22 protein-coding genes and 1 tRNA gene are annotated in these 25,573 nt (G+C 58.6%); 15 read left to right on the top strand and 8 right to left on the bottom strand.

Features of this window, described 5'->3' with window-relative positions; all coding sequences use genetic code 11:
• Positions 1-108 precede the first annotated feature (108 nt).
• On the top strand, positions 109-2,067 hold the full coding sequence (locus ELX51_RS15200) for a DEAD/DEAH box helicase (protein WP_127754316.1): 1,959 nt from the start codon (positions 109-111) through the stop codon (positions 2,065-2,067).
• 34 nt (positions 2,068-2,101) lie between these two features.
• Here ELX51_RS15200 and ELX51_RS15195 read toward each other — a convergent pair whose 3' ends face one another.
• A complete protein-coding gene (locus tag ELX51_RS15195; protein ID WP_206524640.1) occupies positions 2,102-2,698 on the bottom strand; it encodes a MarR family transcriptional regulator in 597 nt (198 codons plus the stop codon).
• A 133-nt stretch (positions 2,699-2,831) separates the two neighbouring features.
• Between ELX51_RS15195 and ELX51_RS15190 the strand changes: the two genes are divergently transcribed.
• The 4 genes from ELX51_RS15190 to ELX51_RS15175 all read left to right on the top strand — a co-directional run bounded on the left by ELX51_RS15190 (position 2,832) and on the right by ELX51_RS15175 (position 7,822).
• A complete protein-coding gene (locus tag ELX51_RS15190) occupies positions 2,832-4,439 on the top strand; it encodes an MDR family MFS transporter (protein WP_127754314.1) in 1,608 nt (535 codons plus the stop codon).
• Positions 4,440-4,516: 77 nt separating this feature from the next.
• Positions 4,517-4,831 (top strand): quaternary ammonium compound efflux SMR transporter SugE, encoded by a 315-nt coding sequence (sugE, locus tag ELX51_RS15185; protein ID WP_127754313.1) that lies wholly within the window; start codon positions 4,517-4,519, stop codon positions 4,829-4,831.
• Between the two features lie 188 nt (positions 4,832-5,019).
• A complete protein-coding gene (locus tag ELX51_RS15180) occupies positions 5,020-5,646 on the top strand; it encodes a hypothetical protein (protein WP_127754312.1) in 627 nt (208 codons plus the stop codon).
• Positions 5,647-5,722: 76 nt separating this feature from the next.
• Positions 5,723-7,822: a molybdopterin oxidoreductase family protein gene (locus ELX51_RS15175; protein WP_127754311.1), complete on the top strand. Its 2,100-nt coding sequence runs from the start codon at positions 5,723-5,725 to the stop codon at positions 7,820-7,822.
• Here the strand turns inward: ELX51_RS15175 and ELX51_RS15170 are convergent.
• Complete coding sequence (locus ELX51_RS15170; protein WP_127754310.1) at positions 7,813-8,577, bottom strand: sulfite exporter TauE/SafE family protein; 765 nt, start codon at positions 8,575-8,577, stop codon at positions 7,813-7,815. The genes ELX51_RS15175 and ELX51_RS15170 overlap by 10 nt on opposite strands.
• 289 nt (positions 8,578-8,866) lie before the next feature.
• Here ELX51_RS15170 and ELX51_RS15165 point away from each other — a divergent pair, with 289 nt between their 5' ends.
• Both ELX51_RS15165 and ELX51_RS15160 read left to right on the top strand, forming a co-directional pair.
• Complete coding sequence (locus ELX51_RS15165) at positions 8,867-9,307, top strand: glyoxalase superfamily protein (RefSeq protein WP_127754309.1); 441 nt, start codon at positions 8,867-8,869, stop codon at positions 9,305-9,307.
• 86 nt (positions 9,308-9,393) lie between these two features.
• Entirely contained in the window at positions 9,394-10,098 is a 705-nt protein-coding gene (locus ELX51_RS15160; protein WP_127754308.1) for a glutathione S-transferase N-terminal domain-containing protein, read from the top strand.
• Positions 10,099-10,104: 6 nt separating this feature from the next.
• Here the strand turns inward: ELX51_RS15160 and ELX51_RS15155 are convergent, their stop codons facing one another.
• The gene (locus tag ELX51_RS15155) at positions 10,105-10,638 is read right to left on the bottom strand and encodes a DUF2147 domain-containing protein (RefSeq protein WP_127754307.1); all 534 of its coding nucleotides are present in this window, start codon (positions 10,636-10,638) and stop codon (positions 10,105-10,107) included.
• A 202-nt stretch (positions 10,639-10,840) separates the two neighbouring features.
• Here ELX51_RS15155 and ELX51_RS15150 point away from each other — a divergent pair.
• The 4 genes from ELX51_RS15150 to ELX51_RS15135 all read left to right on the top strand — a co-directional run bounded on the left by ELX51_RS15150 (position 10,841) and on the right by ELX51_RS15135 (position 15,504).
• Positions 10,841-10,933 (top strand) — tRNA-Ser (locus ELX51_RS15150).
• Positions 10,934-11,223: 290 nt separating this feature from the next.
• On the top strand, positions 11,224-12,165 hold the full coding sequence (locus ELX51_RS15145) for a DUF1837 domain-containing protein (protein WP_127754306.1): 942 nt from the start codon (positions 11,224-11,226) through the stop codon (positions 12,163-12,165).
• Entirely contained in the window at positions 12,165-14,783 is a 2,619-nt protein-coding gene (locus tag ELX51_RS15140) for a DEAD/DEAH box helicase (protein WP_127754305.1), read from the top strand. The genes ELX51_RS15145 and ELX51_RS15140 overlap by 1 nt, the downstream gene beginning before the upstream one ends.
• The gene (locus ELX51_RS15135; protein ID WP_127754304.1) at positions 14,767-15,504 is read left to right on the top strand and encodes a DCL family protein; all 738 of its coding nucleotides are present in this window, start codon (positions 14,767-14,769) and stop codon (positions 15,502-15,504) included. Before ELX51_RS15140 ends, ELX51_RS15135 begins: the two co-directional genes overlap by 17 nt.
• Positions 15,505-15,746: 242 nt before the next feature.
• Here the strand turns inward: ELX51_RS15135 and ELX51_RS15130 are convergent, their stop codons facing one another.
• The 4 genes from ELX51_RS15130 to ELX51_RS15115 all read right to left on the bottom strand — a co-directional run bounded on the left by ELX51_RS15130 (position 15,747) and on the right by ELX51_RS15115 (position 20,532).
• Positions 15,747-16,898, bottom strand: coding sequence for a hypothetical protein (locus ELX51_RS15130; RefSeq protein ID WP_127754303.1), 1,152 nt, complete (start codon positions 16,896-16,898; stop codon positions 15,747-15,749).
• A gap of 1,026 nt (positions 16,899-17,924) precedes the next feature.
• Positions 17,925-18,560, bottom strand: a complete 636-nt coding sequence (locus ELX51_RS15125) for a hypothetical protein (protein WP_127754302.1) — start codon at positions 18,558-18,560, stop codon at positions 17,925-17,927.
• Positions 18,561-18,873: 313 nt separating this feature from the next.
• On the bottom strand, positions 18,874-19,419 hold the full coding sequence (locus tag ELX51_RS15120; RefSeq protein ID WP_127754301.1) for a recombinase family protein: 546 nt from the start codon (positions 19,417-19,419) through the stop codon (positions 18,874-18,876).
• A gap of 72 nt (positions 19,420-19,491) precedes the next feature.
• Positions 19,492-20,532, bottom strand: coding sequence for a L,D-transpeptidase (locus ELX51_RS15115; protein ID WP_127754300.1), 1,041 nt, complete (start codon positions 20,530-20,532; stop codon positions 19,492-19,494).
• 378 nt (positions 20,533-20,910) lie between these two features.
• Between ELX51_RS15115 and ELX51_RS15110 the strand changes: the two genes are divergently transcribed.
• From ELX51_RS15110 to ELX51_RS15095, 4 genes are all read left to right on the top strand, one after another.
• Positions 20,911-21,501 (top strand): hypothetical protein, encoded by a 591-nt coding sequence (locus ELX51_RS15110; protein WP_127754299.1) that lies wholly within the window; start codon positions 20,911-20,913, stop codon positions 21,499-21,501.
• A 168-nt stretch (positions 21,502-21,669) separates the two neighbouring features.
• Complete coding sequence (locus ELX51_RS15105) at positions 21,670-22,425, top strand: hypothetical protein (RefSeq protein WP_127754298.1); 756 nt, start codon at positions 21,670-21,672, stop codon at positions 22,423-22,425.
• Complete coding sequence (locus tag ELX51_RS15100) at positions 22,422-23,045, top strand: hypothetical protein (RefSeq protein WP_206524639.1); 624 nt, start codon at positions 22,422-22,424, stop codon at positions 23,043-23,045. The genes ELX51_RS15105 and ELX51_RS15100 overlap by 4 nt, the downstream gene beginning before the upstream one ends.
• A gap of 561 nt (positions 23,046-23,606) precedes the next feature.
• Complete coding sequence (locus ELX51_RS15095; RefSeq protein WP_127754296.1) at positions 23,607-24,470, top strand: SDR family oxidoreductase; 864 nt, start codon at positions 23,607-23,609, stop codon at positions 24,468-24,470.
• 523 nt (positions 24,471-24,993) lie between these two features.
• Here the strand turns inward: ELX51_RS15095 and ELX51_RS15090 are convergent.
• Complete coding sequence (locus ELX51_RS15090; protein WP_127754295.1) at positions 24,994-25,449, bottom strand: hypothetical protein; 456 nt, start codon at positions 25,447-25,449, stop codon at positions 24,994-24,996.
• Positions 25,450-25,573 lie beyond the last annotated feature (124 nt).

The raw sequence follows: 25,573 nt of genomic DNA, 5'->3' as shown, positions 1-25,573 counted from the left end.
GCGTTTGTTCCTGCCAATGCAGGAGCCTCCTTTACCCTATCCGCGACCAACGGCTCACTGCCGCGCGGGCCATGACGCCAATGATTGGCGGCGTCCAGAAAGCCAGAAATGTCCTTGCCTGAAACTATCCTTGCCCCGCTCGCCCGCGCCCTCGTGGCCAAGGGCTATGACACGCTGACCCCCGTCCAGTCGGCGATGGTCGAAGAGGAAACCGCGGGGCGCGACCTCCTCGTTTCCGCCCAGACCGGTTCGGGCAAGACCGTCGCCTTTGGCATGGCCATTGCGCCAACCCTCCTGGGCGATGAAGACCATTTTACCTCCGTTGGCGCGCCGCTGGCCCTGCTGATTGCCCCGACCCGCGAATTGGCCCTGCAGGTGCAGCGCGAGCTCGAATGGCTTTATGCCGAAACCGGCGCCAAGACCGCGTCTTGCGTTGGCGGCATGGATGCCCGCACCGAGCGCCGGGCGCTGGAGCGGGGCGCCCATATCGTTGTCGGCACGCCGGGGCGTCTGCGCGACCACATCACGCGTGGCGCTCTCGACATGTCGGCGCTGCGCGCCGTCGTGCTCGATGAAGCCGACGAGATGCTGGATCTGGGTTTCCGCGAAGATCTCGAGTTCATCCTCGATGCCGCGCCCGAAGAGCGCCGGACCCTGCTGTTCTCGGCGACCGTTCCCAAGCCCATCGCGCAGCTGGCCAAAACCTTCCAGCGCGACGCGCTGCGCATTTCGGCCACCTCGGCCACCGAGCAGCATGCCGATATCGACTACAAGCTGATGCTGGTGCCCGCCGCCGAGCGCGAAAACGCCATCATCAACACGCTGCTCTACTTCGAGGCGGTCAACACCATCGTCTTCGCCTCCACCCGCGAAGGGGTCAAGCATCTCTCGGCGCGGCTGCATAATCGCGGCTTTGATGTCGTGACCCTTTCGGGCGAACTCTCGCAGGCCGAGCGGACCAATGCGCTCCAGGCCATGCGCGACGGGCGCGCCCATATTTGCGTCGCCACCGACGTTGCGGCCCGCGGCATCGACCTGCCCAATCTGGATCTGGTGATCCACGCCGATCTGCCCACCAATCCCGATACGCTCCTGCACCGTTCGGGCCGTACTGGTCGGGCCGGGCGCAAGGGCACCTGCGTCATCATTTCCCCGACGCATCGGCGCAATGTCGCCCAGCGCATCCTCAAGACCGCCAAGCTCGACGTGTCCATGATGGCCCCGCCATCGGCCGAGGAGATCGAGGCGCGCTACCGCGAAAGCATCCTTTCCAACGAGATGCTGAGCAAGCCCATCGCCGAGGAAGAAACCGCCTTCGTCGCCCAGCTTCTGGAGCGCCATGCGCCTGAAGCCATTGCCGCCGCCTATCTGCGCCAGCAGCTTGCGGCGCGGCCCGCACCCGAAGATGTCAGCGACATCCCCGTATTCGACAAGCCCGGTGACAAGGATCCACGCACGCGCGAAAAGTTCGAGGGCGGCACCTGGTTCAAGGTCACGGTCGGGCGCAAGCACAAGGCTGAGCCGCGCTGGCTGCTGCCCATGCTGTGCAAGGCCGGCAATGTCACCAAGACCGCCATTGGCTCGATCCGCATCTTTGACACTGAATCCATCTTTGAGGTCGCTGCGCAAAAGGCCGACGCCTTTGCCCGCAGCATCGAAAAGAATGGCTCGGGCGAACGCGGCGTCACCATTGCCCCGGTTGATGGTCCGGGCGAACGCCGCGCGGGTCCCCCGCCGTCGCAGCGCCGTCCCGCCGGTCCAATCGAGCGCTTTGACCCCGATGCGCCACGCCCCGGCCGCGCTGATCGCCAGACTCGTTATGGCTCCTCCGAGTTGCAGCCCGACGATTTCGCTGCTGCCCCGACCGGCGCCTGGGACCCGGCGGGTGCTCCGGCTGCTCCTGCGGCCGACAAGCCCCGCGCCCCGCGTCCCAAGGCCCCTCCAGCCAAGGACAAGGGCAAGCCAAAATGGGCCGGCAAGAGCGATGCTCCCGCCGCCAGCCGGTCCGAAAAGCCAAAGCCGCCCAAGAGCAAGGACCACAAGCCCAAGCGCAAGCCGCAGGTTTGACCCTTTTGAACTGAACTGATTGCGCCCGGGCGGCCTACGCCCGGGGCAGGCCTGCCGCCAGCGCCTCAATCTGCCCGCGGAACTTTTCCGCCCCCGATTCCGTGTGCTCGGACCAGCGCCCAAAGCGCTGCAGCAGGGGGAGGAAGGTTTCGAGCTCCTCGCTCGACCAGCCGCTGAGGAAATCCCCCAAGATCAGGAATTTATAGGCGCGCACCGCGTCGAGCACGGCACGGCCCGCATCGGTCAGCTCGATGATCGAGCGCCGCCCATCGGCCTGGCTTACCGCCCGCCTTGCATAGCCCTTGTCCACCATGTCCCCCACGATCCTGCTAGCGCGTGAGGGGTCGATCCCCAACCGTTCGGCGACGGTCGACACCATAGTTTCGCCCGCCGTGGCGGCTCCGAACTCGTTGACCGGCGCATCGATGGCGACCAGCACATCGAGTTGCGCAAGGTCGAGCCCGATCTTGAGATCGGCCAGCGCCCGGTGTCCCAGTTCGCGCTTGGCCACCCGCCGCCGCCAGTTCTGCAGCACCGCATCGATGCTCAGCGCCGCAGTGACAGTTTCGTGCGAGAGCCCTGCTTTCTGCAACAAAAGATCGACCTGATCATTGGGAGTCTCGGGGGCCAACTTACGCCTCATAACTGCATGTGTCGCAATTGCGTGCTGTTGACATGCATATGCTAGAAGCAGATATAACGTCGCCGGCGCCCCCTCGCAAGGGCGGTGCTCTGGCCGTTCAGAATCCGTTCAGGATGCGTTCATGTTTCCCACTTCTTCAGCCCCCGGCGAGCCGGAACCACAGTCGGTTCGCGTGATTATCGGCGCAGTGGCCGTTACGCTCCTGCTGGCTTCTTTGGGCCAAACCATTGTTTCCACAGCTCTTCCCACCATTGTGGGCGAGCTTGGCGGGCTTGATCACCTCACTTGGGTGGTAATCGCCTATCTCCTCTCCTCCACCGTCGTCGCCCCCATCTATGGCAAGCTCGGCGATCTCTTCGGCCGTAAAATAGTCCTGCAGATAGCGATACTTATCTTCCTTGGCGGCGCCGCGCTCTCGGCCATGGCCTCCTCCATGACCTTCCTCATCATCGCCCGCGCCATCCAGGGATTGGGCGGCGGCGGCCTCATGGTTGTGGCCATGGCGGTGGTCGCCGACGTCATCCCGCCCCGGCAGCGCGGCAAGATTCAGGGCATTTTCGGCGCGGTTTTCGGCGTATCCACCGTGATCGGGCCGCTTCTGGGCGGCTTCATCGTCGAGCATCTAAGCTGGCGCTGGATCTTCCTTATCAACCTGCCGCTGGGGCTGCTCGCCCTTGGCGTGATCGCCGTGGCTCTCAAGCCGCGCCCGGACCGTGTGTCCCACAAGATTGATTTTGCTGGCTTTGTTCTCCTGAGTGCCGGGCTGTCCTCTTTTGTACTGGCCACCAGCCTGGGCGGCACGACCTTCCCTTGGTTCTCGGCCCAGATCATTGGCCTTGTTGTCGCAGCGCTGGTGCTGCTCGTCGCTTTCGTTTTCAATGAAAAGCGCGCCGCCGAACCGGTGCTGCCGCTCAGTCTTTTCCGCAACAACACATTTCTGGTCTCCAACAGCGTGTCGTTCCTTGTCGGCATGGCGATGTTCGGCTCCATCACTTTCCTGCCGCTGTTCCTCCAGACGGCCCGCGGCACCAGCCCCACTGCCTCTGCCATGCAGCTGGTACCGATGATGATCGGCCTTATCAGCGCCTCGACGCTCGCCGGCCTTTTCATGAGCCGCACCGGTCGCTACAAGATCCTGCCCACGGTCTCGACAGCCCTCCTGACCTTGGGCCTGCTGCTGCTGGCCGGCATGAGCCTCGACACGCCCGACTGGCAGATCGCCGTTTTCATGCTCATCGTTGGCGTGGGCATCGGTCCCGTGAACAGCGTTGCCGTGACCGCAATCCAGAACGCCTCGCCCCAGCACCTGGTGGGCGTGGCGACCGCCGGCGCCACCCTGTTCCGCCAGATCGGGGGTTCAATCGGGGTTTCTGTGTTCGGGGCCATCTTTGCGAGCAATCTTGCGCGTGAGTTGGGTGACGCCTTGCCGGAAGGCGGCGGCACTTCAGCCTTCAATGCCCAGGCTGTGGCAGCACTGCCGCCCCAGGTGCGCCAGCAGGTGCTTGAGGGATTCGCCAGTGCACTCCATCCGGTGTTCTTTACGGCCGCAGGTGCTTCCTTGCTCGCTTTTGCGCTCAATTTCCTGCTTGAGGAGCTTCCGCTTGCCAGTACGCTGCGGCGAGAAGGGGAGGCAGAACTCAAGGCCGAGGGCGACGCAAGCAGTGCAGCGGTGGGTGCGCCATCTACACCGACCGACCAGGGGCTTCCCACCGGCGCGCGTGTGAACTAAATAGACGGCGTGAGGGACGACCCTCGCGCCTTTCCCATTTTCTGGCCGGGACGACCCGCCAAGCGCAGGAGTAATCCTTGGCCTGGTTTTATCTGTTTATCGCTGGTCTTTTGGAAGTCGGCTGGGCCGTTGGCCTTAAGTACTCGGAAGGCTTCACCCGCGTTGTCCCTACCACCCTCACCGTCGCGGCCATGGTCGCGAGTGTTCTGCTCTTGGGCCTCGCGCTGCGTGATCTGCCAGTGGGTACAGGTTATGCTATCTGGACCGGAATCGGCACGGTTGGCACGGTGATCCTTGGCATGGTGCTGTTCGGTGACCCCGCCACTGCCGCGCGGCTGGGCTGCATCGGGCTCATCATCGCGGGCATCGCCGGTCTTAAGCTACTGACGTGACGCGCAATTCTGGACTGTTCTCGCCTGCTTGGCGCGCGTAGCGGCCTATTTCCATTGTGGTAAAAATATCTTTGTCGCGATGGAACCTTTTAGAATCGCGACTTTGTTAATGGTCTTGCGCGCGTGACTTGCTAGTTTCAGACTCGTTCGCCGCCGCTGTTTGGCGACGCAGATTTTGGAGAGCAATCGTGCCCTTGCGCTGGCAGGAAGTGGCTGTGCCGCTTGTCGTTATTATTTTCCTTCTGGTGCTCAAGCACATTCCAGCTACTGCCGCCCTGCCGCTGGCCCGCGCCGCCGGCGTCGTGGCTTTCGGCTATGCTGCGTTCCTGGCCCTGCGCCTGTTGCAGGACGAGGAAGCGATCGAGGTCGATGGCTGGTCCGAGTTGCGCCCGGCCATGGTGGAATATTTTGCCTGCTATGGCGCGGCTGCCCTTTCGGTCGTTCTGATGTCGGCCGTGATCGTGATCGGCAGCACCAAGGCCGTTAACCCCACCCAGATGATCGCAGCCTTTTCGGCCTCGGTATTGCTGGGCGCAGGGGCCTTTGGCATCGGCATTGGCGGGCTCTTCACCAAGCTGCGCTGGAACAATTCGCGCCTCGAGCATCGCTCGGCTTTCGGCCGGGAAACCACCATCGCCTGGTCCGATGTGCGCTCGGTGCAGCCCGATTGGCGCGGCATCACCATCGCCACCGCCGATCGGCAGAGCATCACCTTTTCGCAGTTCCACTCGGGTGCCGCGCAATTGGCCCGCCATGCCAGCAATCGCGCCCGCCGCAATAGCGAAACCGCAACCAAGGCCTTCGCCACCCTTTAAGCGGCCGAAGTAGGCGATGTCAGCGCTGGTCAGGCCCCATCGGCTCGGCTAGTTTGCCGTGAACGCCGAGCCAGCCATGAACCAGCCCTTTCTGCCGCGCATTGCCCGCACCGTCTGCCCCCATGATTGCCCATCGGCCTGCGCGCTCGACGTGGAATTGCTGGGCCCTGGCCGGATCGGGCGCGTGCGCGGCGCCCAGGACGACCCCTATACCGCCGGCGTCATCTGCGAAAAGGTCAGCCGCTATAGCGAGCGGGTCCACCACCCAGATCGCCTGACCCAGCCGCTGCGGCGGGTCGGGCCCAAGGGCGGGGGGCAATGGGCGCCGATCAGCTGGGACGAGGCCCTCGACGAAACTGCCGCCCGCTTCAGCGCCATCGAGGCCGAATGGGGCGCCGAAAGCATCTGGCCCTATTATTATGCCGGCACGATGGGCCATGTGCAGCGCGACGGCATCGACCGCCTGCGCGCCGCCAAGGGCTATTCGCGCCAGTATGACACGATCTGCACCGGCACGGCCTGGCCCGGCTATATCGCCGGCACTGGCATGCTGGGCGGCGTCAATCCCGAACAGATGGCAGAAAGTGATTGCGTCGTGATCTGGGGCACCAATGCGGTGCATACCCAGGTCAATGTGATGACCCACGCCATGCGCGCCCGCAAGGAGCGTGGCGCCACCATTGTCGTTGTCGACATCTACCAGACGGCGACCATGGACAAGGCCGACCTGGGTCTGATGCTGCGGCCCGGCACCGATGGCGCGCTCGCCCTCGGCGTCATGCATGTGCTGCTGCGCGATGGGCTCGCCGACCGGGCCTATATGGCTCAGTATACCGATTGCAGCCCCGAATTTGAAGCGCATCTCTCCACCAAGACCCCGCAATGGGCCGCCGAGATCACTGGGCTGTCGGTGGACGAGATCGAGCGCTTCGCCCATCTCGTGGGGACGACCAAGCGGTCATATTTCCGCCTGGGCTATGGTTTCACCCGCCAGCGCAATGGCGCCACCGCCATGCATGCCGCCCTTTGCATCCCGGCCATGACCGGCGCCTGGCAGCATCGCGGCGGTGGCGCGTTCCATTCAAATTCGGGCACTTGGCAGCTTGATAAATCGCGCCTGGTCGGCAGCCATTTGCAAAAGGGCGATCCGCGCTGGCTCGACATGAGCGAGATCGGGCCGATCCTCACGGGTGACGCAACCGCGCTCAAGGGCGGCGGGCCGGTCAAGGCCATGATCGTGCAGAACACCAATCCGGCCTCGGTCGCGCCCAATCAGACCCTAGCCCGGGCGGGTCTCGCGCGCGAAGACCTGTTCCTCGTCGTGCACGAGCAGTTCATGACCGAAACGGCTGAACTGGCCGATATCGTTCTGCCCGCGACCATGTTTCTCGAGCACAATGATTATTACACCCGCGGCGGGCATACCCGCGTGCTCTATGGACCCGCGCTGGTCGAGCGGCCGGGCGAATGCTGGTCCAACCACCAGGTGATCAATGCCCTGGCGCTGCGCCTCGGGCTCGACGACCCCTCGTTCACCAGCACCGACCGCGAGGTCGTGGCCGAAACATTCCGCCGCTCAGGCTATGGCGAACTCGATGCCATCGAGCCTCTCGGCTTTGTGGATCGCGAACGCCCCGATGCTGAAGCGCGCTATGCCCAGGGTTTTGCCTGGCCCGACAAGCGCTTCCGCTTTGCACCGGACTGGCAGGCCGTAGCCGACAAGAAGGGCTATCTCTGGACCTGCGATCCCGCCGCAATGCCCCGCTTTGCCGACCATTGGAACATCACCGAGCGCACCGACAGCGAGCATCCGTTCCGGCTGGCCACCAGTCCGGCGCGCACCTTTCTCAACTCGACCTTTAACGAAACGCCCGGCAGCCAGCGCCGTGAAGGCCCGCCATCGCTGTTTATCCATCCTGCTGACGCCGCCCCGCTCGGCATTGGCGAGGGCGATGCGGTTCTGGTCGGCAATCGTCGGGGCGAAGTGCATCTGACCGCCCGCCTGCGCCTGGGCCTGCCCACTGGCGTGGTGATCGCCGAAGGGCTGCATCCCAACAAGGCGCATCGCGAGGGCCGGGGCATCAATACCCTGACCGATGCACGGCCCGTGCCACCCTTTGGCGGCGCCGCCTTCCACGATGCCGCTGTTTGGGTACGTCGCGCAGATCAGGCATAAGCGCCCCAGAAGAAGTAGGCGGTCATCGCCACCCCATAAAGGATGATCGCGAGGCGCAAGGCCGCCCTGGGAACACGATGGGCATTGCGGGCCGCCAGGTAGCCGCCAATGGTGACGCCCACCAGCGCAATGGAGCCGTGATACCAGTCGATTGAGCCGTTGAAGGCAAAACGCACCACGGCAACCAGCGCCACAACGGCCGAGATCCAGAGCTTGAGCCCATTCATGGCATGGATGTCGTCGAGCCCCGCCACGGCGAGGAATGCCAGCAGCAGGATGCCGAGGCCGGCATTGAAAAAGCCGCCATAAACGCACACGGCGCCAAGAAACGCCGTCAGCAGCAAGCTGCCGACCAGCCGCATGCCGCGCCCGCTGCCGCCCCGCGCCGCCACCAGCGCATTGAGCTGGTTGCCAAAGGCAAACACCAGCACCGCAAACAGCATCAGCCACGGCACGACCAGCGCAAACTGCTCGTCGGACACCACCAGCAGCAGCTCGGCCCCGACATAGCCGAACACCAGTGCCACGACGGTATAGAACACCAGCTTGTTGCGATAGCGCGCCATGGCGTGGCGATAGCCAAAGGCGCCGCTCAGATAGCCGGGCAGGGCGGCATAGGTGTTGGAAGCATTGGCGATCACCGGCGGCACGCCGGCAAACAACAGCGCCGGAAACACGATAAACGAGCCTCCTCCCGCAAGCGAGTTCACTGCACCGCCGAGCAAACCGGCGATCAGCAGCAGCATTTCAGTCATGTCGAGGGGCTTTCTGGGCGCAAAGTGAAGCAGAGGAACTGCCTCAGCTAACCAATTGGGCGCGCGAAGGCCAAACCTATTGTTGCCACCAAGGCGCGAAAACCTAGCTCCGCTTGACTTTCCATGGGGAAGCGCGCATGCAGGCAATGGTTGCTGTCGCCTGCCGCTCGCCGGGTCCGCCCGATGGTGAAGACAGCCTTTGATATCCCCCATGTTGTCTCTCCCCAGCGAGGCGCTTCATGGCAAGGCGAGCCCCATGGAACTAAGCCTCACGGATGTGAGAAGCACCATGACTTATTCCCTTGATACCCCTTCGATCCAGACGCTCAAGGCCGAAGCACGAGAGTTGCGCACCAGCCGGCAGGCCGCGGGCGAGAGCTTAACCCACGGCGCGGCCCTGGAAGCGGTCGCCCGGACCCATGGCTTTCGCGATTGGAACACGGCCTGCGCCATGCTGCCCGAGCGGATTGCCAGCCCTCTTCAGGTGGGCCAGCGCGTGCGCGGCACCTATCTGGGGCAAAGCTTCACCGGGCTGGTGCTGGGCGTCAGGATCCGTGCCGACATGAGCCACTACGACATCACGGTGAAGTTCGACCAGCCGGTGGATGTGGTGAGCTCCGAACTGTTCTCGGCGTTCCGGCAGCGGGTCAATGCGACGATCGATATCCGGGGTGTGTCGCCGGCGCGGCTCGGCAATGGCGAGCCCCAGCTGCGCATCCAGCCACTCTGAAAGGAGGCGGCTCGCAGCTGCCTCGCCTTGCCATTCATCGGCAAATGCCGATAAACTACTGTACCCCAAATACAGCGGAACGCGCCATGACCACCCAGACCAAGCCGATCGAGCTTTATTCGCTGCCGACCCCCAACGGCCAGAAGGCCGCCATCATGCTGGAAGAACTGGGCGTCCCCTATACCTATCATCGCATCGATATCGGCAAGGGCGATCAGTTTAAGCCCGAGTTCCTGGCGATCTCGCCCAACAACAAGATCCCGGCCATCATCGATCCGGAAGGGCCAGGGGGTGAGCCGATCTCGATCTTTGAATCGGGCGCGATCCTCAAATATCTCGGCCTCAAATTCGGGCAGTTCTATCCCCAGGACATGCGCGCGCAGGTCAAGGTGGATGAATGGCTGTTCTGGCAGGTCGGCGGCTTTGGCCCGATGCTGGGGCAGAACCACCACTTCGCCCTTTATGCGCCCGAGCGCATCCCCTATGCCACCAAGCGCTATATCGATGAGACGCACCGCCTTTATGGCGTGCTCAACAAGCAGCTCGAAGGTCAGGACTATATTGCCGGCGAGTATTCCATCGCTGATATCGCCTGCATCGGCTGGGCGCAGCTCTGGGAGCGGCAGGGCATGGACATCAACGAGTTCCCCAATGTCAAAGCCTGGATCGAGCGCTGCAATGCCCGGCCCGCGGTCAAGCGGGGCCTCGAAGTGGGCAAGGACCTGCCCAGTGCCGATCTCAGCAATGACAAGGCCGCCCAGGCCATGCTGTTCAACCAGCGGGCGCGCTAGGCTCGCTTACGGCACCGCCTCGGGAGGCGGTGCCCCCCCGGCCAACTCCTCGGAGGGAACGCGGACCCACTCCTCGCCGCGGCAGATAACGTTGAACAGCACGCAGCCATTGAGGCGCAGCGCGTCCGGCCCGGTGACCTGCACATAGCCCGAATAGGTGTTGCCGTCCTCGGGGTTATAGATGCTGCCGTCAAAAACGGCAGGCTTGTCGCTGGGTCGCAAGGTGAGGATCTGCAGCCCCAGCATCGGGCGGTTGCGCAGTTCTGGCTCCTTGTTGCGCGCATCCACGAAGTCCTCCGGCCCAATCGCCGCGGCCGCGCGCGTCTCTTCGGCGCTGAGCTTGCCCTCAGGCACCACGATCTTGCTCAATACGCCGCAATAACCCTCGGGGCATGGGGTGATGGTGATCTCCGATTCCAGCACCGTGCGCCAGGTGCCTTCCAGCATGGCCTGAGCCTGGGCCGCGCTGGCTGTCGCCCCAAGAAGGGCCGTGCCAACAAGGACGGTTGCTAACCTCGGTAAGACGCTGCCGCGCATCATGCCCCCTCCACTGCTGCCGCCAACAACAAATTGGTTGTATGGCGGGGCGAAGAAATAACCCGTATTGGCGGCTTCACCAAGTCAAACCAGCGGCGATCTCAAGCGGCGGAGCACGCGGTGGCGCCGATGTTGTGGGAAGAACACGCCAGTTCGCCAGAAACCCCTTGCCAGCACCGCTCCCTCAAGCTAGACGAGCCCTGCCGGAGAGGTGGCCGAGTGGTCGAAGGCACGCCCCTGCTAAGGGCGCAGATGGTGATGAACTGTCTCGAGGGTTCGAATCCCTTCCTCTCCGCCACTTGCCCGAGCTAAGTGGTTGTAACACCCGCGTTATTTTCTTAGGCTAAATGTTCTTCCCTCATCGCGCCCCACATTTTGTGGGGTCTGCTTTGGCCGAAGGAGTTCCACTTGTGTAGTGGTACTTCCGAGTGGACGGGCATGAGCAAGCACTTATGCAGCGATTCGTTGCACAGCTATCATCTCCTTGGTCTTTCGCCGGTTCCCTGCGGTGGAGCAATGCTTTGCGCCCGATGGCAGGTCTAGACAATTGTGAGTGTCACCTTCAGTAATACCCTACTGAGGGAAACAATGCCGGACATCACCGATAGTGAAATGCAATCCATCTTATCTGGTGATCCAGAGGAGCTTGGAGTTCATCTGCATCTAGTTGAACGCGACCTTACCGTGGATGGTCACAGAGTAACTGTTCATTGCCACTGCCTAGCCACAGACGCCAACGGAAGGGTGAAGGTTAGCCGATTGGCGGAGTTCATGAGGTACGCAGCCGCCGATTATGCGATACCTAAGTCCAAACTGGCCGAAGCTCGGGCGCGTGACGCCAAGTTCAAATCTAGTTCAGCTACGGCGAAGCTTCACCAACAAGCACGTGAGTTGTTCACCGATTTAGCCAAGACAGGAGAAGGCGGCGAAATGCTGCTTTTTCTCCTAGCAGAGCGATTCCTCAATCTGCCGCTTGTCCTTTGCAAAATGGACCTCAAGACTGACACTCGTATGCATTATCATGGTGCTGACGGGGTCTATGCGTCCATATCTGACGACGGGCTGCTGAAGCTCTACTGGGGAGAAAGCAAAGTCTATGCGGACGCCACAACTGCGATACGTGACTGTCTCGCGTCACTAGCCCCTTTTCTGACGGAGGCAGACAGCGCCGGTTCGTCTCGGGAGCGGGACCTGCTTCTATTGAGTGACAGAGCTGATTTGGGCAACGAACAGTTGTCCAACGCTTTCCGGAGGTATTTCGATACCAACCTACCACTCTCTAACCGGGTGCAATACTGCGGTATTGCGCTGGTGGGTTTCGACGCAAGCTTTTACCCCTCCGACGCAGTTTCTGCCGCTGCAGCCGATGTAGCATCTGCTGCCAAAACTGGTTTGTCAGACTGGCTGAAGCCGATCGACCGACGATTACGAGAAGAGCAACTCGAGAATTTTGACGTTCACTTCTTTTGCGTTCCTCTTCCATCAGTAGAAGCCTTTCGATCAGAGTTTCTCAAGGTCATGGGCAACTGATGTCCGAGAAAGAGTTGCAGGACTGGCTTTATTCCACTGCCCTAGCTGACGAACTGCGATCCCTTGCCCAGAGGACTGCTCGTCTCGAAATCGATAACCTTCATGAGCCACGGGTTGTTGAGAGTCCCTCGTTTGATTGGGGACGGCTACTCCTTGCATCGAGCATTCTCGTAAAGTCGCCGTTGCGCGCACATCGGGAAGCGGCGCTGCGGATTGCTACCTCGGCCTTGCTGTTGGACACGAAAGATCACATCCGAGATGCTGCTGCTCTTGTGCTTGAGAAGCTATCAAATCGAAGAGCTGTTATGTTGGCTGAAAAGCGTGGGAGAGTGCGCGCTGAGCTCTCGTCTCGAATAGGGGTGGCCGCCCGGATGGAAAGTGAGGAGAGGCGGCTAAACAATTCGGTCCTGCTCGGATCAACTGGGGAGCGAGTAGAGGTGAATGACTTTCAGCGTCAATTCTGGGCTGGGGCTAGCCAGCCAAATGCTTGGCTGTCAGCATCCGCTCCAACAGCTTCAGGAAAAACCTTTTTAGTCTTGAAGTGGCTCCTAGATACCTTGGTTTCGGGAGAGAGCCGGACGGCGGTATACCTAGCACCAACTCGCGCTTTGGTCTCCGAGATTGAAGCGGCACTACAGAGCCTTGTGTCAGATGACGACCTCAACGTTGATGTTACTTCATTGCCTTCCGCCGAGAAGTATAGGGCCAGTCGTAGCGGCTCAAAGAAGTGCATTTTTGTTTTCACGCAAGAGCGAGTGCACTTGCTCGCGAACTTGCTACGAGATGACTTACAAATCGACCTAGTTGTTGTGGACGAAGCCCACAAGATTGGTGATCACCAGCGCGGCGTGATACTGCAGGACGCGCTGGAGCGACTGCAGCGGTCCAACCCTGAACTCAGGGCTGTGTTTGTCAGTCCCGCCACTCAGAACCCCGAGATGCTGCTGGACGATGCGCCCGAGGGGATACGGAGGATTTCAGTCGACAGTGACTTTCCTACCGTGCTGCAGAATATCATTGTGGCCCATCAGGTCCCCAGAAAGCCGAAAGAATGGGCTCTAAATCTTAGAGAAGGAACGACATTTGTGCCACTGGGAACATTGGCACTTAGAAGCAAACCCATGGGGCTGCGAAAGCGCCTAGCCTTCATCGCAGCAGCAGCGGGTGAGCGAGGAGGAACGTTGGTCTACGCGAACGGAGCAGCTGAAGCCGAAGAACTCGCATTGCTCATAAGCCAGTTGTTACCCAAATTAGACAACGTTGACCAAGAGCTCACAGATCTTGCCGACCTAGCACGCAAGGGAATCCACAAAAGCTACATTCTGGCACCACTTGTTGAGCGTGGTGTTGCCTTTCACTACGGCAACATGCCTTCCCTCATTCGTCTTGAGATCGAGCGACTATTTAGATCAGGCAAGATAAGGTTTCTGGTTTGCACCTCGACTTTGATCGAGGGCGTGAACTTGTCGTGTCGCACGATCGTGGTTAGGGGGCCACGCAAGGGTGCTGGTCATCCTATGGAGGCTCACGACTTCTGGAACTTGGCTGGGCGCGCGGGACGCTGGGGAGACGAGTTTCAGGGCAACATAATCTGCGTTGATGCCTCGAACACTGAGGCTTGGCCGACGGGTGTGCCTGACCGCGCCCGATACCCAATCCGCCGCGAAACCGACTCCGTGGTAGCTCAAACTGCTGGTCTAGTGGAGTACTTGAACCGCAGGGCGGCTGGAGAGCAGCTAACCCCTGACTCATTGTCTCAGTTTGAGCAAGTGGGTGCCTATTTGGTGGCGGCTTACCTTCGTACTGGATCGCTATCTTCCACCCCGTTGGCGAAACGGCATTCGGCAGAAAGTATTGAAGCCTTAGAAGCAGCGGTCGCCTCTGCTTCCACTCAGATCGATTTGCCGAGCGAAATGGCCGGAAGAAATCCGGGGGTTAGCTTGCTAGGGCTGCAAAATTTACTGCTGCATTTTCGAAGCTACGAAGGATCGCCAGAGGACCTTGTTCCTGCGCCACCCGAGAGCGAAGATGCATACGAGCGGTTCAGTTTGATCATGAATAGGGTCAACGAATTTATATTGCCGACTTTCACTCCGGCTGGATTGGTCCCACTCCACGCCCTTATTGTTCTGGAGTGGTTAAAAGGGTTTTCATTGCCAACCATCATACGCAAGCGAATGGAATATCAGCAGCGGCGCGGACAGAGTTTTGATGCAGCCACTCTAATCAGGAATACTCTCGAGTTAATTGAAGACACAGCAAGGTTTAGAGCGCCGAAGTTTTTCTCTGCATATGTTGACGTGTTGAACTTCTACTTGCAAGAGATTGGGGAAACTGACCTTATTGACGATGATCTCGATATTGGTACTGCTCTAGAGTTTGGGGTCTCCTCGATTACATTGCGTGCACTAATGGAACTTGGAATGTCACGAATGGGCGCAGTTGCGCTTTACGAGAAAATCGCTTTGGACAATCTGGACCAAGCCGCGTGCTTAAACTGGGTTCTGGAGCGCCGTGATGAAATTGACAGCATCGGCCTGCCTGCGATCATAGCGAGGGAGGTAAGGGAGAAGATTTTAGCTAAGGCTGCGGAGGGGGATTTTGGCGAAACAAGTTGAGTTGTCTAACGGACGCAATTGGACTTCTAAGAAAGCGGCAACTGAGCATTTTAGGGAGATGCTTGCTCGGTACAATAATGGAGATGTTGTAACAGACTTCAATGACCACAGCGACCTTGCCGCGTTGCTGGAGCGATATGATATGTTGATTGGTGATGGGCCACCTAAAATCGGACCGGGTATAGAGCGCTTCGAACGAAGGCTTAACAAGGGAGAGGGATGGTCAAGCTCAGGGTTTTGGGTCGTACGAGTTGATGGCACAGCAACAGACTTCAGTTATCCGAATGCTGTCGCTGGCAATCCCAGACCCGAGTCGCAAGAGTTCTACGATGCCTGTCACAATGCCGTTGCCCGTGATCTGCTTGCGATGAAGCAGAACCAGTTCGACCGCTTTGCTGACGCTGATGGTCACTTACAGTGTGATGTCACTGGTGACTTAATCTCTTATGGGGAGGCGCACCTCGCGCACGGCAATCCACCATTCGGAGCCATTGTTAATGGATTTCGCCAAAGCAAAGGCTGGCATTCTGCACTGCCTTCTGGGCTTCTGGCGCAATCAGGCGATGCTCAACTGTCCACGTCATTCTCAAGTGGTGGCGACGCAAGAGACTTCAAAAACTATCATCATAGTGTCGCGGTCATGCGAATCGTCAGCAAAGTACGTCCTACAGGCAGTGCCACCATGGTCAGCACGATCAAGCGACCGCTTCGATTTAAGTAGGTTTGCTCCATATCTTCAGCTTTTTCATGCTTAGATAGGGCGGCGATGGACGCTCAAGGCTAGTGGCGTTCTGGATTGAAGTCGTACCTTGCGTGGCAATAGCGCCCAGTGTCGACACACTTGCAAAGTGCGGCAGCTGAAGCGTGGCTTGACAAACGCAGGCTTTTTGGGCATCAATGAACTCAAGAGGGTCTGCCCTCAACGTCATAGACGGGCTGAGCATTTGGTGCTGCCCAATATATTCAGAGGCCGCCGTTTAGCGCTTGCTTTGTTGCAGTGCTTGCGGCGGCCTCTATTGCTTTATCGATCTTCTTGTCGACAAAGTTAAAGGCAGCTGGAAGAAACCTTCTAGCCCAGGTCCTACTTACCCGCTTATTTATCTCATCGGCCAGCCGAGACGGGTTGAAATCTGAATTTGCGACAATCTCGGCCATTGCAAGACATACATCAGCATCATGTTTATCTCCGGCGACTGGCTGAAGGTTCTGCAGGCGCGTAAGCATAGCCGCTACCGCTGGCCGTAAGTGACTGGGGCCAGTGAACTGTCCCTTGTCTGATTGTCTTAGATAAAACGAGTGGGAGAAGCTTAGACAGCGGATCTGGGTATAAAATAGTCGAGCGAACCTCTCTTTGGCTGACTCGTTAGTTAGCAAATTGGAAGACTCGATAATCATCGTGTCTATGTCGCGTCTGTGGTGGCCGCTTCTGGCCCCCCACATTGCAAATTCCCCTTTGTACAGTGACCGCATGCTACTTGCGCCGGTGAGTGGTGTGTCGCTCCCCGATCGCACAACGACAAATGGCGAACTAACATTGACGTACCTGGAGCCGACCGAGGTGATGTCATACTGGTGCATCGCACTACTGCTCGTCGTAGCCATCAGATAGGCATCTCTGAGCGGCTCCATGATTTGCACGAGCGCAGACGCGAGCGTTCGGCCATCAAGAAGATGCAATGTAGTTTGTTTCGATAGAATCTGTTTCGCGACTGAAACGGGGTCGTAGACAAGTTCGTTATGTCTATAATCAGCAATCGTCTTTGCTGCCTCTAAGGTAGCCTTGTTCATCCTGAACCCGAGCTCGAACCGACCGGATGTTAAGCCATCAAAATAGAAGCGACGATAAATTGGGTAAGTAAGTATTCTTCGTTCGTCCCCGACAATCGCTGACACGAATGTCTGCTGAGGATATTTCACTAGGTTGTCGCAATCCGCGTAATAATTCTCTCCGAAGAAACCCAGTCCTGACTTGTTTCGGGTGTGAATGCTTCCGAAGCCGCGCACAAATAGAGCTTGGGGATCATGCTCGCCCCATTTCGGTTTGCTCAGGCGGCCAGCATGATTGTCATGAAGTACACGAAAATCAGCTAGTGGAAATATCACAGAGATATACAACTCAAGTTCCTTCTGGTTTTAGTGCCGCTCTTTAGGCAAAGCTCTTAGCAGCTGCGATGTTCGCCTCCTCGGAAATTATTGCTAATCGGTGTAGCTGTTTTCTTGCAGTCGCAAAGCCCGTTTGCCCTCTGCTCGGCTTCTCCTGGTAGCCTTTGCCCGGCTTGCCACGTCCGCATTCTCTGGCAAGCGATCTGCTTTTCAACCTCCCTAGACTCTATTCGTTTGCAGAGAGCCTCAACATGATGAGTTGCCGATCCTCTATTGGCCGATAACTCAGCAACTGCCAACTCCATGCGCAGGAACTACGAGTGCGGCGTGCCCGTAGAACTATCTGTCACTTTTGGGCATACCCTGTCGGCACGTAACACCGATACTAAGGACGGGCGTCACAACGAGGTTCGAGCCGAGTTGATGTGACAGCGGCGCGGGGAATCTAAGGCCTGAGGTTACTGGTTCGCGAGCTTGGCTAGCTACGTACAGTGGCTAGGCAAGTCTACCAGCTCCTGCTGGATATAGGCGGTTAGACAGCGTTGTCGTTCAACATTGTTGAACCCGTGACCGTAGGCACCTCGCGCCATTCATAGTCGCCCGTCTCGACGCACTTCCATTGCTGTTGAAGTGCGGTTGGGTCATGAGGCGAATGAGCAAAGAACCGTAGCTCAGAGGTACTCTCCCAAGTCCGATCTCCTCCTGAGACTTTTTGTGCGGCAAGGCGGGGATCTGGTTCGAACTGAATTGTGCTCATGGCCGACTTTATCATTGCCGTCGAGGAGGGGCACCATATAAATATAGCCAGCAACCACTCGGACACCGGTGGTTCGGGGGCTGATCTGGGCCTGCCGGGTGGTAAACCCCTATTGACTGTACCTGCCTCGACGCTTGTCCTCCACGGCCATTATGGCCACGGCTTGCGCGACTGGGGAGACCACTCACCAAAACAGTAAGAAAGCTTCATCCGTTGCTCGGCTATGCCTGCCGCCCTAGTGTGTCACTAAGGCGGCTTAGTCTGATCCGGGCATTGAGGCTTCAGTTGCCGACCGGCAAAACCGCAAAGCAGTAAAGTAGGCCAGCGCCGCCGGTTCCCACCAAGGCATCCTGCCCGCAGCCTCGTGACGGGTGCGCCGCGTTCCAGGACGTGGCAGTTGCGAGGGTGTCAGGGCCGGAACGGTCGTGGTGTCCTACCATGGCGGACCCCTCTCCGTTCATGGTCCAATCGCCGCAAGTTTGCCCAGCGGCCAAGGTCCCGTCGGCGTTCGATCCGGTGAGGATGTCGTGCTGATTGGGTTCATCTCCCCGTCCGCTGACGACAGCGCCAGCCTCGGTGAGGCCCGTTTCTTTTGTGATGTTGACTTTGTCACTATGAAGTTCAGCCAAATCGGCGGCGATGATTTCACCCTTGGCATTGGTCCAAGGACCGGAGCCAATACGATCGCGGGCATTGACGCCCTCGGCGCTGAGATAAGCACGCCAAGTCTGTCCGGTGGAACCGGCCGCCTCCGCCAAGCTCTGGCAATGCGCGTCAGCGCCCTCCAACCCGCCGAGGTTGGCACCGTCGCCCAACCCGGTACTGGTAATGAAAAAGCTCATGGCATCCTGAGCGAAGGCGGCGGGCGTGCCCGTCAGCAACAGTGCTGCTGATGCAGCTAGAACAATTGGCCTCATGAAGTCCTCCCTTGGTGTTTTGTCCCTCCGCGTCAGCAGAGCTGAACAGGCGGAAGCTTACGCTTCGGCCCGGCTCGTGCAAAGTGAGTTCGGCCCGCCACTCAGGTTGTGACGATTGGCTTAAAGGGATCGCTATTCAGCACGTGCGTTGTTGCCGGAATTGTCGTCGTTGTGCCGTGGAGTGGTGTATGGGCGGACGAGCAAGGCACCAAATACGCAGGCAACTCTGCCCAAGAGCCCCTGCAATCTGTACGCCATCCCGCCATGTCGGCGTGACCTACCTGTAGGGCACCGCCGTGCTGATGCCCCGTCATTACTGCTCTGCTATGATCCGGTAGACCTGCATACGCGAGCAGCCCAGCCGTTTGGCAATCGCCGAAGCGCCCAGCCCCTCAGTACGGAATTGGATCACTTTTTCCCGGTCGGGACGTCGTTTTCCGCCTGTGTATCGCCCCTGCGCCTTGGCCTGCTGTATGCCTTCACGCTGCCGCTCTTTGATGAAGCGGCGCTCCATCTGGGCCACCATGCCGAGCACGGTGAGCACGATGTGCCCCACCTCGCCACGAGTCGAAACGTGTGGGTCGAGCACCGTGACAAACGCCTTTCGCTGCTCGCATTCATGAATGAGGTTGAGTACGTCCCGGGTGTCGCGGCCCAGTCGGTCAAGGCGAGCGACAACCAATTCATCACCGGGGCGCAGGAACTCAATAACCGTTTCGAGTTCGGCCCGGCCTTCACGGCTTCCACCCGACACCTTCTCGGAACGAACGATCTCGCAGCCCTCAGCTTTAAGCTTGGCCAGTTGAATATCTAAGTCTTGGTCATTGCTGCTGACGCGGGCGTAGCCGATACGAGCCATGTGTCACCTCAAGGTTTATACCTGAGGCTCGCATGGCGCGAATAGTCGGTGTCAACATGCAGTTGTCGGAGCTTACAGGAAGTCCACTGTCACACCCGGAGCGATCATCGCTGCAAGTTCCTCAGCATCCCAGTTGGTCAGGCGAATGCAACCATGCGAGCCGGTCTTGTCGATCATCGACGGCTCAGGGGTGCCATGAATACCGAAGGATGGCTTTGATAGGCCGATCCACACCGATCCTACTGGCCCATTTGGTCCGGGGGGTATGGTCAGAACTTCGGTATTCTCGCCCTGCTGGAAGTTGATCTTGGGATTGTAGGTGTAGCCCGGCATGGCTGTGGCGTTTTCGACCACATAAGTGCCGGTTGGCGAGGGGTTTTCTTCATTACCAATGGTTGCAGGGTAGGCGGCGAGCAGCACGCCATCGACGCCATAAACCCGCACCTGTTTAAGGGTCTTGTCGGCTTCAATCCAAGTCACCACACCTTGGCGGCCGGTGCCGGTCATCGCGACGTTGACGCTGTCGCCAACCCCGAACCCAGAGGCCGGGTTGAGCGCCACTAGTAAGCCGACATCCATGTGAAACCGCTCGGCTAACAGTTCAGGAACGCTCTCGTAGCCAAGATAGTCCAGCGCAGCCTTCTCGGCGTAGTCGGTTGGAATGGGGCCGCCTATAGCTGCGGCGTCCTCGGGAGTGATGGTGTAAAGGCCGATGGCATCGCCCGGCTCATCCAGTCTAGCCGCAACAGCGAGCGTCAGTTGTCCATCGGCAGGCAGGCCGTTCATCATCTGAAACGCCAGTACCGCCTTGTGCAGGTTTCCGCCATCGAAGCCGTCAACCACGCCGGGGGAAGCTCCGGCCCGATCCAGCAGTATCTGGAGGCGCGCTAGAGCCGGGTCGGCGTAAACCCTCTCAGGCTCCATAGCTTCGTTTGACGCGACCTGCACCACGGCAGGCGCGAAAGCCGCAGCAGCAATGTAATCGGTTAGACTCGCAGAGTTGATGGCGTCCGCTGTGATTGTCTGTGACTGCGCCAGAGCGTTATTGCTCCAGAAGATAGAAAGTACGGCAACAAAGGCGGCTTGGGCAACGCACGTGGTCAATGTTGGCATCTTGAACTCGGGAACGGATCTAGTCAGCCAATCCCACCTGCGGGACAACACTGCTCAGGTCTATTAGCGATCAACATAGCTAACGATGTTCTAAGGCTGGGCCAAATCGCGCGGTCGTGAAGCGACTATCACTTTGCCACATCAGGGCTTAGGCAGCGGTTGAGTAGTGTCACATCGGCCAATATCGAGCGTCAGGTGACGTGCGTGGGCGCAAGGCTGTTACGTCACTTGGTGGTACGCCCTGATGTTACTGCCTTAGCATACTTGCTTCGGCAACCTTGTCCGAACGTGAAGGCCGCTCCACTCTATTGCTGCGTGCTACGGGACCCCGGAATACGCTTCTATCTATGCTCCAAGGCGATGGTGGGTAGGAATCCAATGTTCATTTCGAGAAAGCGCATTAATGACCTCCTCGAAGCCGTCAGGAACGAAACAGGGCACTCAACTTCGTCAGCGATGCGCGCACTAGACGGCGAGCTATTCCAGCTGATCGATAGTGCGACGGTGGTGAAGGTCCGCCATACGACAGGCGACGTAATCGACGGTGACTTGTTGTCGAAAAGGCGGCTCTGGTTCAAGCACAACAACCGCACTCCTGCTGCTGACTATGAGGAGCTTATGGCAATCCGCGACTTAGCAAATTGGGGAGGGGAGGGCGATGAAGAAGGCGAGCCGGAAATCGAGTACGTCCAGCACCTGCAAGTTGTTCCTCGCTATACAACCCGACTAGAGGACGCGAACAGGTTCAAGTGGGCTTTCTTCGGAATCCACCTGCAGCTGCAGTTGTCCGAAAATTGGTCGGGCGACAACACAGGCATAGCGGTTCGAGCAGATCTCGTGGACGGCGAGCAAGAACTTAGAGCCGTCTGTAACGCTCCCAACTGGGCATTGGCGACAATCGGAGTCACACTGAGCGCACTTCTTGCGTGCGAGAATTTGGTGGATGAAATATTCGATTTTGTGGACTGATGTGACTGTAATGGTTCATTGACGGCGTGCTTGACTTCGATAGCAGGCAAGTTTTGGGCTCTGCCCTAGCAAGCCCAAGAAAGAATTGCACGGCACAACTTCACCCCTTGCAGCTAAGTCACTGAGCCGCATATGCTCCGATTAGCAATATTCCCTAGGACTTGATTTTTGTTCAAAGCAATTCAGTCGGGCAAAGCTGGTCGTGTCGACTCCAAATCAGGCGAAACAGTCTCTTGGTCAGAAGCATTCCGAGCGAGTGAAGACCTTCTTACCGCGACCGTCTTCGAACGTTTGGCGTATCTAAGCGGGCCGACTCTTTGGGCCGTTTTGCGGGAGACTTTTGGTCCCGTCCTTCCACTGTATAGAGTGGCAGAACTCAGAGAAATAGAATTTTGGCCTCGTTGGTCGGACACCGTTACTGGCGGCACGGTGGAGCCGGACGTATTTATCCAGTTTGAGGTGGGTGACCCCTCCATTCACATCGACCTTATAGTCGAGGCAAAACTCGGAGGGGCTCAATACGCACACCAATGGTATCGCCAATGGGAAGCGCTGAGGGCTAGGAATGCGCCCAATGAGGAGCAATTTGCCGGAACCCGAAAGGTGTACCTTTTGGCCATCGGTGGTGTCGGCAGCTCCGCCGCAGAACTTGCTGCTCGGCTCAAGTCGGAGATTTTGACTGTGTCCGATGGGAAGACTGCGCTGACCGCCGCCGCCGCCGATTGGTCGAGGCTTTACACGGCGCTCAGTGCCATCGACATTTTCGATAGCCATACACAGCGCATAGTTGACGACATAAGGGATGCACTTTCGCTCTTTGGATTTCGACAGGGGCAGGAGCTGAACACTTTGGGGAATTTCGAGACGATGCAAAACGCTGACCAGTCTCTTTCAGTCATCCGTAGTCTCTTCTGGAGAGCATGATGCAAGATTTAGAACTCGCCTTACGGGACGTGCGGAAAGCGTATCGCCTCGTCTGGGCTTATCAGCGGAAGGTCATGGACCTCGTTCAAGTTATAAGTGACGAGTTCGAGACCCACGATTTTTATGCTTGGGCTCCCTTTGCAACCGCTCGTCCCGGACAGTTGTCGACAAATCCGATGAGACACAAGTGGGCTTGGGACGCGCTGCCATTCTACAAGGCGTCATTTCTCTACAAAGGTATAAACGCCAGCAATCAGGAGCTAAAGGCAAATGATTGGCTACTGGAGATAATGCTGGATGCTGACGATGTAGACTTTGATGAGTTAGGCCGGGGGGAGCCCGACGCTGCTAAATTTCCCGACGCTGCCACAACGAAGTCTATGCTCACCTTAATGGCTTGGAAGTGCACGGAAGATACCAGCCTAAACTGGTATTACGGTGTATGGGAGAAGCAAGAGCCACCCGAGAATGACCGTGAGGTGCTAGTTAGTTCTACCCCCCCGCTTGCGGCCACTAAGATGACATTCGATTTGGCACAACTTGGTGACCGAGCGGCCATTCTGTCCGCCGTCGCGGAGTTCAAGGGCCACCTAAGAGCGGCCATGCAGATCGACGCTTAAGTTTCGCGTGTGGATGAATGCTTCTGGTTTCAATTTGCTTGGAAACCGCAGACCTAGGCTGGTAGGCTAACTGTCTACTGGCCTAACCATTAGACACTTGACTTCCGCCACCCAGCAGACCGTGCATCCGCCTCTGAGCAGAAGTAGCGCTCGCCGTAACCCTGTGGCTATCGGGTGAAAACATCCGGCTCATAGCTCTGCAGGACCGAGCTCTGTGGAACAACAGCTGGGGGCGGCTTGCCCCTGCGCCGGGACTGGGTTGATGTGCGGCCGGTTTGGGTCGACATGGTTGTGCCGGTGATGGCCGCCTTTTCGCCTCAGGCATGGCCTTTGCGCCTTCACCAAAGCAGGCGAGCGCTAACTGAGTTTCGGCGTGAAATTCACCCGCTGAGCGGGCTTAGTCGCGGCGTGCGGGTCAAAGAACGCCATGTTGACGCTCGGAAGGCTGCCGTCAGCATTGCACCCTTGATCACTTCAGAAGGCCGAATAATAAAACGCAGGAACCAAACGTCAGAGGACTAGCTTGCAATGAGCAGAAGGCTTCAACCGAAGGTTACGTAAATGACCGAGTCCAACAGACCCACGCCCCCGTTCCCAGAACAGCAGCAAGAGCCGCCCGGCTTCATTGACCAGTTGGATCCCCCTGCGGATCATGGGGAAGACAGCTACAAGGGAAGTGGCAAGCTGACCGGGAAAGTGGCTCTTATCACGGGCGCTGACTCCGGCATTGGACGTGCAGTCGCCATCGCCTTCGCGCGGGAAGGAGCGGACATTCTCCTGTCCTATTTGAGCGAGGACCAAGATGCCAACTCAACGGCTGAACTGGTCCGACAGGCTGGCCGTACAGCCTTGGTGATGGCCGGTGACATCACCAAGGAGAGCCACTGCCGTGCACTGGTTCAGGCGGCTGTCGATCAACTCGGTAGGCTGGACATCTTAGTGAACAATGCCGCGTTCCAACGCACTTACGAGGACATAGGGGATATCACCTCGGAGGAATGGGACACAACGCTCAAGACTAACATCTACGCGCCGTTTTATCTTAGCAAGGCGGCGGTCCCGCACATGGAACCGGGAAGCTCGATTATCAACACCACATCCATTCAGTCCAAGGATCCGTCTCCTGAGCTCCTCGCCTATGCAACGACAAAAGGAGCTATCTCCAACTTCACAGCTGGACTAGCGCAAATGCTTGGGGGGAAAGGCATCAGAGTGAACGCCGTTGCGCCCGGTCCTATCTGGACGCCGCTCATTCCGTCTACAATGCCAGCAGAGAAGGTAAAGACCTTTGGGCAAGACACGCCGCTTGGACGGGTCGGGCAACCGGCTGAGCTGGCAGGCGCATATGTGCTACTCGCTTCTAACGAGGGAAGCTATATGACTGGCGCTGTGATCCCGGTGACAGGTGGCGAGATCATGCTGTAGCCAGATCCCGCACTTCGGGGTCACAAGGTGATCGTTCGGCCCGCATCCTTCGCCACAAGCGCAACCGACATTTATCCCTATGGAGATATCCAAGACTTAGATAGGCGGGTAGATAATCACCTAAGGACAACGACCCCAAAGCCTCAGCAATGACTCAGCTCTACCAGTGGACCGACGACGAGGATGAGGTCGCCTTGAACGCTGTTACGGTTTCCATCAGCAGCACGTCCCGCATCCTCAAGATTGGTGGCGTGGAGTTCGGCGACCCACTTGCATGGGTTTATTGGCCGGTGCCGTTCTGGCCAAGTAAGTGGCGGAGGCGACGCTTCCAACCCTCGTATTAAGACAATCGACACGTCACCGGCGTTTGTGAGCCATTCTAGAAATGCTGTTGGTTAGGGCCGCGGCTGCCCATATCGAGTGGCCCACCAGCCCCGAAGACGGCAAGAAAGACCCGTGACTGCTGTATCGGCCAAGCACCCCGGCTTCAGCTCCGCCGGGCTGGGTTGAACGAACCAAACGGTCACTCGCAGCTTTTGTACTCGCCGGCCATCTGGTTCCAGCAATAGCCCGCATCTAGAGCCTCAGCTTCAAGCTGGCCAAGCGCATCGCACATCTCAATTCTGTCAGCATCGGCTAGCTGCTCGCCTTCCATTGAGCCGTACAGGCAGGCATATCTCGTATCGTAAACCGCTTCAGGTGAAGGGGGTCCCACAGGAACTTTCTTCGCGCTTGCCACCGCCACAATTTGTTCGTTCTGCACGAGAGCCTGAATCTCGCACAGATCGCCCATTTGGCAGCTGGCGAAAATTGCGTCACCTACGGTCGAGTCCGTGAGGAAAGAATACTCGCCAATCGCGGAATCGAGCGTTCCGACACTCACTTCGCCTCGCAAGGTCGACAAAGATTGGCTGAGCGCTGGGGTGAGAACTAAGAGCATTCCTCCGATAGCAAGCAAGATGACAGTGGACGGTCTCATAGCATCTCTCCATGTCAGCTGAGCGAACACAGCTGCTCAATTAATCACTGAGGTTCAGTGAAGTCGAGGGCCGTGCTGTGCGTGACGTTCGATGTAGCCGCTTCGGGCTGCATTCAAAGAGCGA

Source organism: Devosia sp. 1566 (genome assembly GCF_004005995.1).
GTDB lineage: Bacteria > Pseudomonadota > Alphaproteobacteria > Rhizobiales > Devosiaceae > Devosia.
The sequence above is the reverse complement of the archived record's forward strand: the minus strand, read 5'-3'. Positions and strand labels throughout refer to the sequence as shown.

What these genes read in the sequence shown, in the direction of transcription:
- ELX51_RS15200 (WP_127754316.1), top strand. Translation starts at nt 109, where the DNA reads ATGTCCTTGCCTGAAACTATCCTTGCCCCGCTCGCCCGCGCCCTCGTG.
- ELX51_RS15190 (WP_127754314.1), top strand. Translation starts at nt 2,832, where the DNA reads ATGTTTCCCACTTCTTCAGCCCCCGGCGAGCCGGAACCACAGTCGGTT.
- ELX51_RS15175 (WP_127754311.1), top strand. Translation starts at nt 5,723, where the DNA reads ATGAACCAGCCCTTTCTGCCGCGCATTGCCCGCACCGTCTGCCCCCAT.
- ELX51_RS15170 (WP_127754310.1), bottom strand. Translation starts at nt 8,577, where the DNA reads ATGACTGAAATGCTGCTGCTGATCGCCGGTTTGCTCGGCGGTGCAGTG.
- ELX51_RS15165 (WP_127754309.1), top strand. Translation starts at nt 8,867, where the DNA reads ATGACTTATTCCCTTGATACCCCTTCGATCCAGACGCTCAAGGCCGAA.
- ELX51_RS15160 (WP_127754308.1), top strand. Translation starts at nt 9,394, where the DNA reads ATGACCACCCAGACCAAGCCGATCGAGCTTTATTCGCTGCCGACCCCC.
- ELX51_RS15155 (WP_127754307.1), bottom strand. Translation starts at nt 10,638, where the DNA reads ATGATGCGCGGCAGCGTCTTACCGAGGTTAGCAACCGTCCTTGTTGGC.
- ELX51_RS15145 (WP_127754306.1), top strand. Translation starts at nt 11,224, where the DNA reads ATGCCGGACATCACCGATAGTGAAATGCAATCCATCTTATCTGGTGAT.
- ELX51_RS15140 (WP_127754305.1), top strand. Translation starts at nt 12,165, where the DNA reads ATGTCCGAGAAAGAGTTGCAGGACTGGCTTTATTCCACTGCCCTAGCT.
- ELX51_RS15125 (WP_127754302.1), bottom strand. Translation starts at nt 18,560, where the DNA reads ATGAGGCCAATTGTTCTAGCTGCATCAGCAGCACTGTTGCTGACGGGC.
- ELX51_RS15120 (WP_127754301.1), bottom strand. Translation starts at nt 19,419, where the DNA reads ATGGCTCGTATCGGCTACGCCCGCGTCAGCAGCAATGACCAAGACTTA.
- ELX51_RS15115 (WP_127754300.1), bottom strand. Translation starts at nt 20,532, where the DNA reads ATGCCAACATTGACCACGTGCGTTGCCCAAGCCGCCTTTGTTGCCGTA.
- ELX51_RS15110 (WP_127754299.1), top strand. Translation starts at nt 20,911, where the DNA reads ATGTTCATTTCGAGAAAGCGCATTAATGACCTCCTCGAAGCCGTCAGG.
- ELX51_RS15100 (WP_206524639.1), top strand. Translation starts at nt 22,422, where the DNA reads ATGATGCAAGATTTAGAACTCGCCTTACGGGACGTGCGGAAAGCGTAT.
- ELX51_RS15095 (WP_127754296.1), top strand. Translation starts at nt 23,607, where the DNA reads ATGACCGAGTCCAACAGACCCACGCCCCCGTTCCCAGAACAGCAGCAA.
- ELX51_RS15090 (WP_127754295.1), bottom strand. Translation starts at nt 25,449, where the DNA reads ATGAGACCGTCCACTGTCATCTTGCTTGCTATCGGAGGAATGCTCTTA.